The organism is Emticicia sp. (genome assembly GCF_049241225.1).
Lineage (GTDB): Bacteria > Bacteroidota > Bacteroidia > Cytophagales > Spirosomataceae > Emticicia.
On sequence record NZ_JBMLRC010000099.1, the window covers coordinates 1 to 1,820 of the forward strand.

Here is a 1,820-nt window from a genome sequence, read left to right on the forward strand (position 1 = left end):
AAAATCGCAATTCTTTGAGCAAATGAAGTGATTGAAAATGAGAATAATACAAAAAATATAAGTCTGGTTTTCATAGTAAAGATACGTAAAATAAAAGCTCAAAAAGTGGGTAATTGAATTTGCTACATTCTTAATTTTTAATTCTCAATTCTACATTCTACATTCTTTTAATGCCCCAAATACAAAGCCCAAATTGCAAAAATATCAATGATTATCAGCATCCACGAAACTTCTTTGGCTTTTCCGTTGATGATTTTGATAATCGTCCACGATAAAAATCCCCAAATGATACCCTGCGTGATGGAATAAGTAAACGGAATCAAGACCATTGCCAAAAATGCCGGAATGGCATCGTCGAGTTTATCCCAATTGATTTTCGTGACGGGTTTCATCATCAAAACTCCAACTACAATCAAAGCAGGAGCGGTGGCAATAGCAGGAATAATGCTCAGAAGTGGCGATAAAAACATAAATGGTAGAAACAAAATGCCCGCTGTGATGGCCGTTACGCCCGTTCGCCCACCTTGACTAATGCCTACCGCCGACTCGATAAATGCCGTTCCTGGACTTGTTCCCAATAAACCGCCCATTGTAGTAGCTACGGCATCGGTCAAAAGTGATTGCTTGATGTTGCGAGGCTCGCCATCTTCATCATACAAATCGGCTGCTTCGGCAACGCCCACAAATGTAGAAAGACTATCGAATAAATCGGTGAAAACAAAAGCAAAAATGACAGGTAAAAGGCTTATTTTGAGTGAGTTAATAATGTCAAGCTGAAACAATAAACTAAAATCAGGTGCAGAAAAAATACCTTGCCAAGTAACCAACGTTTTTTGTCCGAAATTAATGGCCGAGGCATCGCCCCACCATCTCCCGATTGGAATAGCAATGAGCGTTGTCAGTAGAATTCCGATGATGATTCCACCTTGAATATGCCTCGTAAGCATTATCATCGTGATGGCCAAGCCAATCAGAAAAGTAATGACGATGGGGTCGTGCAGGCTCGCAATGCCAATCATCGTGGCTGGATTCGGTACAATAAATTTGGCATTGGCAAAACCAATGAGCGTAATAAAAAGTCCGATTCCTGCCGAAATGGCGTAGCGTAATTGCTTCGGAATAGCCTTAACGATTTGGGTACGGACATTGAAAATAGATAACAAAAGAAAGATAATGCCTGCCCAAAAAACTGCACCCAAGGCCACTTGCCACGAAATACCCATACCTTTCACGGCTGTAAACGTAAAAAAAGCGTTCATTCCCATTCCTGGGGCAACAACGATGGGATTTTTGGCGTAAAGCCCCATCATCAAACTACAAAAGAATGATAGCAGAACGGTGGCCGTAAGTACACCATTGAACGACATTCCAGATTGACTCAAAATGGCAGGATTGACAACAATAATATACATCGTGGCCAAGAAGGTAGAAACTCCCGCCAGTATTTCGGTTTTTAGGTTAGGTTTTAGTGGCATATTACGAAACTTTCAAAGATTGTTTCGCAAGATAAAACGATAATAATGAATTAGAAACGCTGACGGTATATTTTAAAAGGAGATAGAGAGAAAAGCCATGATTTACTTCAATAATCGCCTAATCGCCACCAAATGCGAAAACAATACCAAAGGCACAACCATACTCGGTAGTAGATTATACGGGAAATAAAGTATCGCAATATTGGGCTGCTCAAAAGCAAATTGCTGAAATGGCACTGGCGAAGCTAAAAGTGCATTGAACACAATATTGATGAGCAATAAAAGACACATAATATTCCAACTTAAAAGTATTTTGTGGCTCAGCGTTTTCTTTACAAAAACGAA

General features: G+C 39.9%; 1 protein-coding gene and 1 pseudogene. Both read right to left on the reverse strand.

What is annotated here, in order from left to right; all coding sequences use genetic code 11:
- Positions 1–167 precede the first annotated feature (167 nt).
- Positions 168–1,475: an NCS2 family permease gene (locus tag ACOVO2_RS06010; protein WP_421769097.1), complete on the reverse strand. Its 1,308-nt coding sequence runs from the start codon at positions 1,473–1,475 to the stop codon at positions 168–170.
- Between the two features lie 102 nt (positions 1,476–1,577).
- Positions 1,578–1,820: pseudogene (locus ACOVO2_RS06015) on the reverse strand (hypothetical protein); the annotation flags it as partial.